Annotated in this window: 10 protein-coding genes; 2 read left to right on the plus strand and 8 right to left on the minus strand. The window is 63.4% G+C overall.

What is annotated here, in order from left to right; all coding sequences use genetic code 11:
- The 6 genes from VMR03_RS08815 to VMR03_RS08840 form a co-directional block, all read right to left on the minus strand.
- The coding region (locus tag VMR03_RS08815) for an electron transfer flavoprotein subunit alpha/FixB family protein (protein ID WP_325404301.1) at positions 1-929 on the minus strand (929 nt) is incomplete at its 3' end.
- Complete coding sequence (locus VMR03_RS08820; RefSeq protein WP_325404303.1) at positions 926-1,675, minus strand: electron transfer flavoprotein subunit beta/FixA family protein; 750 nt, start codon at positions 1,673-1,675, stop codon at positions 926-928. The genes VMR03_RS08820 and VMR03_RS08815, both read right to left, overlap by 4 nt.
- Before the next feature lie 301 nt (positions 1,676-1,976).
- On the minus strand, positions 1,977-2,585 hold the full coding sequence (locus VMR03_RS08825) for a cob(I)yrinic acid a,c-diamide adenosyltransferase (protein WP_325404305.1): 609 nt from the start codon (positions 2,583-2,585) through the stop codon (positions 1,977-1,979).
- 9 nt (positions 2,586-2,594) lie between these two features.
- Positions 2,595-3,158: a cytochrome b gene (locus tag VMR03_RS08830; RefSeq protein ID WP_325404307.1), complete on the minus strand. Its 564-nt coding sequence runs from the start codon at positions 3,156-3,158 to the stop codon at positions 2,595-2,597.
- 80 nt (positions 3,159-3,238) lie between these two features.
- Positions 3,239-4,153 carry a haloalkane dehalogenase gene (locus tag VMR03_RS08835; RefSeq protein WP_325404309.1) on the minus strand — a complete coding sequence of 305 codons (915 nt, stop codon included), beginning with the start codon at positions 4,151-4,153 and terminating at the stop codon, positions 3,239-3,241.
- Positions 4,154-4,263: 110 nt separating this feature from the next.
- A complete protein-coding gene (locus VMR03_RS08840) occupies positions 4,264-4,821 on the minus strand; it encodes an acyloxyacyl hydrolase (protein ID WP_325404311.1) in 558 nt (185 codons plus the stop codon).
- A gap of 267 nt (positions 4,822-5,088) precedes the next feature.
- Between VMR03_RS08840 and VMR03_RS08845 the strand changes: the two genes are divergently transcribed.
- On the plus strand, positions 5,089-5,955 hold the full coding sequence (locus tag VMR03_RS08845; protein WP_325404313.1) for a hypothetical protein: 867 nt from the start codon (positions 5,089-5,091) through the stop codon (positions 5,953-5,955).
- Positions 5,956-5,960: 5 nt separating this feature from the next.
- Here VMR03_RS08845 and VMR03_RS08850 read toward each other — a convergent pair whose 3' ends face one another.
- Positions 5,961-6,152 (minus strand): twin transmembrane helix small protein, encoded by a 192-nt coding sequence (locus VMR03_RS08850; RefSeq protein WP_325404314.1) that lies wholly within the window; start codon positions 6,150-6,152, stop codon positions 5,961-5,963.
- A 40-nt stretch (positions 6,153-6,192) separates the two neighbouring features.
- A complete protein-coding gene (locus VMR03_RS08855) occupies positions 6,193-7,878 on the minus strand; it encodes an acyl-CoA dehydrogenase family protein (protein WP_325404316.1) in 1,686 nt (561 codons plus the stop codon).
- A 222-nt stretch (positions 7,879-8,100) separates the two neighbouring features.
- On the opposite strand from VMR03_RS08855, the gene VMR03_RS08860 reads away from it, so the two are divergent.
- Positions 8,101-8,450: hypothetical protein (locus VMR03_RS08860; protein ID WP_325404317.1), on the plus strand; the 350-nt coding region annotated here is incomplete at its 3' end.

Genomic DNA, 8,450 nt, shown 5'->3' on the forward strand with positions numbered 1-8,450 from the left:
TTGCCGAGTTCCTGCTCCAGCGCGGGAACCGCCTGGAAGAGGTCGGCGACGAGGCCGTAATCGGCTACCTGGAAGATCGGGGCCTCTTCGTCCTTGTTGATGGCGACGATGACCTTCGAGTCCTTCATGCCGGCGAGATGCTGGATCGCGCCGGAGATGCCGACAGCGATATAGAGCTCGGGCGCGACGACCTTGCCGGTCTGGCCGACCTGGTAGTCGTTCGGCACGAAGCCCGCATCGACCGCGGCGCGCGAGGCGCCGACGGCGGCGCCGAGCTTGTCGGCGATCTTGTCGAGCATGTGGAAGTTGTCGCCCGACTGCATGCCGCGACCGCCGGAGATGATGATCTTGGCCGAAGTGAGTTCGGGACGATCGGACTTCGTCAGGTTCTCGCTGACCCATTCCGAGAGGCCCGGATTGGCGGCGGCGCCGATCTTTTCGATCGAGGCCGAACCCGTCTGGGCGGCGGCGGGGAAAGTCGTCGTGCGGACCGTGATGACCTTCTTCGCGTCGGTCGACTTCACGGTCTGGATCGCGTTGCCGGCATAGATCGGACGCTTGAACGTGTCCGCGCTGTCCACCTCGATGATTTCCGAGATCTGCTGCACGTCGAGGAGCGCTGCGGCGCGGGGCGCGAAGTTCTTGCCGACCGTCGTCGCGGCGGCGACGATCGCGTCGTAGGAGCCGGCGAGGCTCACGACGAGAGCGGCGAGAGGTTCGGCCGTGCGGTGCGCATATTGCGCGTCGTCGGCGACGAGAACCTTCGAGACGCCCGCGAGCTTTGCGGCCGCAGCGGCCACGGCGTCGACGCCTTGGCCCGCGACGAGGACATGCACGTCGCCGCCGAGCTTCGTCGCGGCGGTGACGACCTTCGCGGTCGCGTCGTTGAGGGCCTGATTGTTGTGTTCTGCGATAACCAGCGTCGTCATCCGATCACTCCCGCTTCCTTCAGCTTCGCAACGAGCTGTTCGACAGATTCAACCTTGATGCCGGCCTGACGCTGCGGCGGTTCGGTCACTTTCAGCACCTGGAGGCGCGCCGTCACGTCGACGCCGTAATCGGCCGGCGTCTTCTCATCGATCGGCTTCTTCTTCGCCTTCATGATGTTCGGCAACGAGGCGTAGCGCGGCTCGTTGAGGCGGAGGTCGGTGGTGATGACCGCCGGCATGTTGAGCTTCAGCGTCTGCAAGCCGCCGTCGATCTCGCGGGTGAGGAGGAGCTTGTCGCCCTCGAATTCGACCTTGGAGGCGAACGTGCCCTGCGGCCAGCCGAGAAGGGCGGCGAGCATCTGGCCCGTCTGGTTCGAATCGTCGTCGATCGCCTGCTTGCCGAGAACGACGAGGTCGGGCTTTTCGGCCTCGACGATCGCCTTCAGGATCTTGGCGACGGCGAGCGGCTCGACCGTCTCGTCCGACTTCACCAGGATGCCGCGGTCGGCACCCATGGCGAGCGCCGTGCGGATCGTCTCGGTGGACTGCGCCACGCCGATCGACACCGCGATCACTTCGGTCGCCTTGCCCGCTTCCTTCAGACGTACCGCCTCTTCGATGGCGATTTCGTCGAAGGGATTCATGGACATTTTGACGTTGGCGAGATCGACGCCCGTCTGATCCGACTTCACGCGGATCTTGACGTTGTAGTCGACCACGCGCTTCACGGGCACGAGGACTTTCATCGAGATAGACTCCCTGCATCGCCTTGGATTTCGGAGCTTTCGCTCACTCGCCGCGGCGACGGTCTTGGTGTTGAGGTTGCCCGACTTTCAATCCGCTTTCCGGCGGCCGGCGAAGGCACCTTGGAGCGGCTACCCATCATGGGAACGAAGGTCCGGCAACGCGAAAAAGACGTAGGCCGTTGTTGCGGTGCGGCAACCTAGAGCCGCCATAAGCCCCTGTCAACGAAATGGGGACGCCACCGGACGAACCTCGGTGCAGTGGAGAAAACATATGTAGAACAACGATTTAATCGGAGGTCGTTCAGCGGTTGGCGCCGGGTGTCCAGAGGACGTCGCCTTGTCCCCGGCCTTCGGGAGCCCAGTTCGCGTAACGGGCGGCGACGAAGAGAAAATCGGAGAGGCGGTTCAGATATTTCACCACGGGTTCGGCGACGAGGCCGGGCTCTTCCTCAGCCAGGGCGACGACGAGGCGCTCGGCGCGGCGGCAGACGGTGCGGGCGAGGTGGAGATGCGCTGCGGCGCTCGTGCCCGCCGGCAGCACGAAGGAGCGCAGCGGCGAGAGATGGGCATTCAACGCATCGATCTCCGTCTCGAGCCGCGTCACCTGCGCCTCGACGATACGCAAGGGTTCATAGCCGAGTTCCGCCGCCGTCTTGCCCCCCTTGTCGCTCATGGGCGTTGCGAGATCGGCGCCGAGATCGAAGAGATCGTTCTGGATGCGGCCGAGCATCGCGTCGAGCGTCGGGTCTTCGCGGGTGTGGAGCCTCGCGATGCCGATCGTGGAGTTGGTTTCGTCGACCGTGCCGTAGCTCTCGATCCTCAGCGCGTATTTGGGCACACGCTCGCCGGTGGCGAGCGCCGTCGTTCCCTTGTCGCCCGTCCGCGTGTAGATCCTGTTGAGAGTCACCATGAAGCGGTCTCAGGCCTTGACGAAAGGCAGCATGCGCTTCAGCACGTTGTCGTGGCGCACGAAGTGATGGTAGAGCGCCGCCACGATGTGGAGTGCGATCAACGCCGTGATGAGCCATGCGTTGAGGCCGTGCAGCGTCTCACCGAGTTCATGGATCGTTTCGTTGGGCGCGATCTGAAGACCGAAGAGGCCGAAGGGCTTCAGGTTGCCCTTGGACGTGGTGGTGAGCATCAGGCCGAGCAGCGGCTGAAGGATGACCAGGAAATAAAGTCCGTGATGCGTCGCCTTCGAGGCGATCACCTGCCAGCGCGGCAGGCCGGCGGGAAGCGCCGGCGCCGGATGGCCGAGACGCCAGGCGAGCCGGGCCGCCATCAGGATCAGGATGACGAGGCCGATGCCGGCGTGAATCTGCATGACGCCGAGACGTTCTTCGCGCGGCAGATCCTCGGCAGCCCAGCCGCCATAGAGCATCAGCGCGATCAGAACGACGATCGTCCAGTGAAACGCCTTCGCGACGCCCGAATAGGATTGCCTCGCATCCGCGCCTGTCGCCACAGTGCTTGCCTCGGTCATGTTTCGTCTCCCGGTTTGTCTGTGTGCAGGGTCGCGCGGACGTCGCGCGGGATCAAGCCTGCCTTTCTCCTGTATTCAGGTTATCCCTTGCGCCACCTCTTGCGCCATTGGGCGATCGCTTTCTTGCGCCATTGGGCGATCGCTTCGCCGATTTCATGCGGGCTGTCTTCCTGGAGGAAGTGGTTGCCCGGCACGGTCACTTCCGTCTGATTCTTCCAGCTCCGACAGAATTCGCGCTGCGCGCCGATGAGGATCGCACCCGGATCGGCATTCACGAAAAGCTTCGGAATCTCCGTCGTCGCCATCCAGTCCGCATAGGATTGTGCTGCCTCGACGACGAAGGCCGGCTCGCCGTCGAGCGGAATCTGGCGCGGCCAGGTCAGGGTGGGGCGGCGGTCCTCGCCCGGCTCGCGGAAGGGGCGACGATAGACCTCCATCTCTTCCGGCGTCAGCTTGCGCAGGATCGAACCCGGCAATACGGCTTCAATGAAGAGGTTTTTCTCGAGTATCATTTCCTCGCCCTTCTCCGAGCGGAAGCCCTCGAAGATGCGGCGCGCGGCGGGGCTCCATTCGTCCCATGTCAGGGGACGCACGATCCCCTCCATATAGGCGATGCCCTCGACGGCGGGTCGATGACGGTTTGCCCAGTCGAAGCCGAGGGCCGAACCCCAGTCGTGAATGACCAGCGTGACATTCTTCTCGACGCCGACGGCCTGGAGGAAGGCTTCGAGAAAGTTGCGGTGCTCGTGAAACGTATAGCGTTCGGGGCCCGAGGGTTCGAGCTTGTCGCTATCGCCCATGCCGATGAGGTCGGGCGCGATGCAGCGGCCCTGATCGGCGAGATGCGGCATCACATTGCGCCAGAGATAGGAAGAGGTCGGATTGCCGTGCAGGAAGACGATGGGATCGCCTTCCCCCATCTCGACATAGGCCATGTGCCGGCCTGAAATGTTCACAGTCTTCTTGGGATGCTCGGCGGCGGAAATCGTGGCCATGATCTTCTCCCTTGTTTCGGAACGCGCACAGGCGCGACTTAAACATGGAGTGGCGGAAGAAACAAAAAGGGCGCCGTCGGGCGCCCTTTCCATTGCGGTCTCCGTCGGGTTCAGAATTTGAAACCGTAGCGGACGCCGATATCGGTGAGGCCCGGGTTCTCGTCGCACAAGCTCGCATTCGACATGTGGTCGATGGTGAGCATCAGGCTCGAATGCCCGTCGAAATTGTAGCCGAGCGAGGCGCTTTCGTGGAACATCGCGCGGCAGCCGTAATTCATCCGGTCGCGGTCCGGGCCGTTGTTGCCAGAGGTTTCGCCATTGTGGATAGCGCCGCCGAACGTGCCTTCGACGAAGATCGCGTCGGTGAAGTAGTAGTCCCAGGCGAGGCCCGCATAGGCGATGCTCGTGCCGCCGCCGGTGTTGAGGTTCGCGCCGATCATCGGCCGCGGTGCTCCGGCCCAGGAGAGCCAGTCCGGCGAGGCGAACAACGCCTCGGCATTGATGTCGGGATTGTTCGTCTCATGGCTTGAGCCGAAGGCGTCCGACGCGTGGTCGTAGACGCCGACGCGCAATTCGTCGATCCAGTTGTCGGTCGCCGATGCCGGCGCGCTCACACCCATGAAGGCGGTCGCCGCCAAGGCGGCCGCTAGAAACTTGCTCTTCGGCACGATATTCCCCTTCTTCTCGCCTGCTCGGCGGTCTGGTTCTCAGAGATTGCCGCAAAATACCTCAAACGGGCGTTCTGTTCCCGCAGTCGCGCAAAATCTAGCAGCACTGTGGCCGATTTGTCTCTGATTCGCTTCTCGCGGAGGTCGGGAAGACGGTCAGCTTCGCAAGTAAGCGGCGCGCAGTGTGGCTTGCTTTTTTATTTTGACATTCATAGTGTCAATTTATCCATAGTGTTCAGTCATCATCGTCCGAATTGCGGAGCCGCCATGGTCGCCCTCGAAATCCTTCTCGCCTTGCTGGCCTTCGCCGTGATCGGTGTTGGCGCGCTCTGGTTCCTCGGCGGCCGGGAGCCGGTCTACAGGATCGGTGGCAGGGCGCCGGTCTTTTTGGTCGCGCTCAAGCATCGCGACAAGCGTTCGCGGTCGCCGGAGGTCATAGCCCAGGACGTCCGGATCGAATGGACGGTGAATGTCGATTTCCCATTTCTCGGAACGGATCAGGCCTATTGGGACAGGTTTCTGATCGTCGCCGGCGGAATGCCCGACGCCATGCCTCTGAAACTCGCGTCCAATGTCGAGGACGCCTATGTCGCGCGGCTTGCGATCCGGCGGCCGCCGCGCCTCGTCCTCGGCGTGATCCGCATGCTGGTGAGCACGGGGCTATGGAAGAAACCGGGCGGAGAGGTCTCGGCCGATCGCCCGAACAACGAGTTCCGCCAGGACATCATGCCGGACGCCGCCGCGATCCGCACCCTGCTGGCGCAGCCCGGCTCTTACAAGCCCGCGATGATGAACTTCCTCAAATATTACCCGACGGCCCGCTATACGGAGGTTCGCGAGGGCGCGGCCACGGTGTCGGGGCGCGCGGCCTATGGCCGTTACGGTGTCGTTGCGCTGCAGACGGTCTACAAGACCGGCGGCCATCTCGTTTTCTACGGTAAGGTCGAGGCGGTCATCCGAGAAGCGCAGGGCGGGCCGACGCTCGATCGCTGGGACGACCTGGCCGTCATGCAATATGTCGAGCCCAGGGGCATCCTGTCGATGGAACAGGTCGAGAAATACCGGAACGCCCTCCATCACCGGGATGCGGCGCTCGAGCGTTCGATCGTGATCGCCACGACACCGCAAGGCTAGGCGGCTCAGCGCGTCGAGAAATAGAGCGCAGTCATCAGCAGGATGATAGCGACGAACTGGAGCCCGACACGCCAGCGCATCAGCGTCTGCGACCGCGAGCCCGGCCCGCCGCGCATCATGTTGAAGAGGCCGAGACCCAAAACCAGCACGACGGCGGCCATGGCGATGGGCCCGAGATATTTAAAGAGCTCTTCCATTCCCTAATCCTTGCTGCCGCCTTCGACGGGCGGCTCCTTCTCAGTTGCCGCCTTCGAGAAGCCGGCGGGCGATCACCTGCGCCTGGATTTCGGCGGCGCCCTCGAAGATGTTGAGGATGCGCGCATCGCAAAGGACGCGGCTCACCGGATATTCGAGCGCGAAGCCGTTGCCGCCATGGATCTGCAGCGCATTGTCCGCCGCCGCCCAGGCGACGCGGGCGCCGAGAAGTTTCGCCATGCCGGCTTCCAGGTCGCAGCGACGCCCACCATCCTTCTCGCGCGCCGCGTGATAGGTGAGCTGGCGGGCGACGAGGATTTCGACCGCCATCATCACGAGTTTTCCGAAGACGCGCGGAAACTCGAAGATCGGCTTTCCGAACTGGATGCGTTCCTGCGCATATTTGAGGCCGAGCTCGAGGGCGGCCTGCGCGACGCCGATGGCGCGGGCCGCCGTCTGGATGCGGGCGCTTTCGAAGGTCTGCATCAACTGCTTGAAGCCCTGGCCTTCCTCGCCGCCGAGAAGGTTTTCGGCCTTCACCTCGAAATCATCGAAGCCGATCTCGAATTCCTTCATGCCACGATAGCCGAGCACTTCAATTTCGCCGCCGGTCATGCCTTTCGCTGGGAAGGGACTCGCTTCGTCGCCGCGCGGCTTTTCGGCGAGCAGCATCGAGAGGCCCTTGTAGCCGGGCTCGTCGCTGGTGCGGCAGAGCAGCGTCATCACGTCGGCGCGCGCCGCATGTGTGATCCATGTCTTGTTGCCGGTGATGCGGTAGACATCGCCGTCGCGTTTTCCGCGCGTCCTGAGGCTCGCGAGATCGGAGCCGGTATTGGGTTCGGTGAAGACGGCGGTCGGCAGGATTTCGCCGCTCGCGATCTTCGGCAGCCATTTTCCCTTCTGTTCGGGCGTGCCGCCGCCGAGGATCAGTTCCGCCGCAATTTCGGAGCGTGTGCCGAGCGAGCCGACGCCGATATAGCCGCGCGACAATTCCTCGGAGACGACGCACATCGATTCCTTGCCGAGGCCGAGACCGCCGAACTCTTCCGGGATCGTCAGGCCGAAGACGCCGAGCTCGGCCATCTTCGCGATGACGGAAAGCGGGATGTACTCGTCCTTCAGGTGCCAGTCATGGGCGTGAGGAACGACTTCGGCATCGGCGAAGCGCCGCATCTGATCGCGGATCTGCTCATAGGTGTCTTCGAGGCCGGCATCGCCGAAGCTCGACGCGCCCGCATTCTCGGCGATCAGCGTCGCGAGCCGCGCGCGGACGGGCGCGGTGTTTCCATGCGCGATCAGGGTACGGACGTCCGCCGTGTGAAAGGCGGCATGGTCGGCGTCCGAAATGCCGAGGTCCTGCGGCCTGACAATCTCGCCCTGACTCATCGGAATGCCGCCCGAAAGCTGCGAGAGATATTCGCCGAAGGCAACCTGAACGATCAGCGCCTCGATCTCGCCGAAACGCTTTTCTTCGGTCATGCGCCGCGCATAGGCGGAGAGCTGACGAAGCCCTTCGACATAGGTCGCCATCCAGGAAAGGCCGTGGGCGGCGAATTGCTCGCGCTCGATCAATGCCGCGGAAATCTTGCCGCCGCTGCTCACTTTCTGGGCAACCGCTGCCCTGGCATGGGCCAGCAGGGCTTCGGCTGCCGCCGTGGCGCTTTGCGTCAGCGGTAGAAGGTTGCCGAGAACGAGTGTCTTTGCGGCGGGCTCGGTGGCGTGGCTCATGGCGTACTCGCATTCATGCTGGCGGCGGGCGGGCTCGGGCGGACGGGGTTTGCTAGTGAAGGTCGGCCAAGACTTCCGATCGCCCGCATCCGTTTGGACTATATAGCCCGAAGCTCCGCGAGCGGCCAGCGCATGTCGGAGGTCATAAAACTATGCTTGGCGCGAAGCTTGCGTTGCGGTCAAACTCTGTCGCGCGAAACCGCTACCTGTGGGGGGTACATCATGAAGGCGCTTGCTCTTTTCCTGCTCCGGCTGGTCACCGGCCTCTATCTTCTCGCTTGGTCGGCGGTAAAGCTCACCAATACGCCGGAAGCGATCGGGATTTCCGAAAAGCTCTATTTCGGCCTGCTCGACAATCCGGTGCTGCAGCATGCGTTGGGTGCGTTGGGCGGCGTCCTCGGGCTTTTCGTCATTCTCGGCTTCCTCAGGAGCTTCTCCTATCTTGTGCAGGCGCTGGTTCTGGCGCTCGGCGTCGGTGCGCTGGCCAAAACCTTCGCTGCGCCTGCGGATGTCGCAAGCGGGGTCGAGGCGGCGATCGCATTGACGCCTTATCTGGCGCTTTTCGTCGCCGG

This window comes from Parvibaculum sp. (assembly GCF_035511255.1).
Classification (GTDB): domain Bacteria; phylum Pseudomonadota; class Alphaproteobacteria; order Parvibaculales; family Parvibaculaceae; genus Parvibaculum.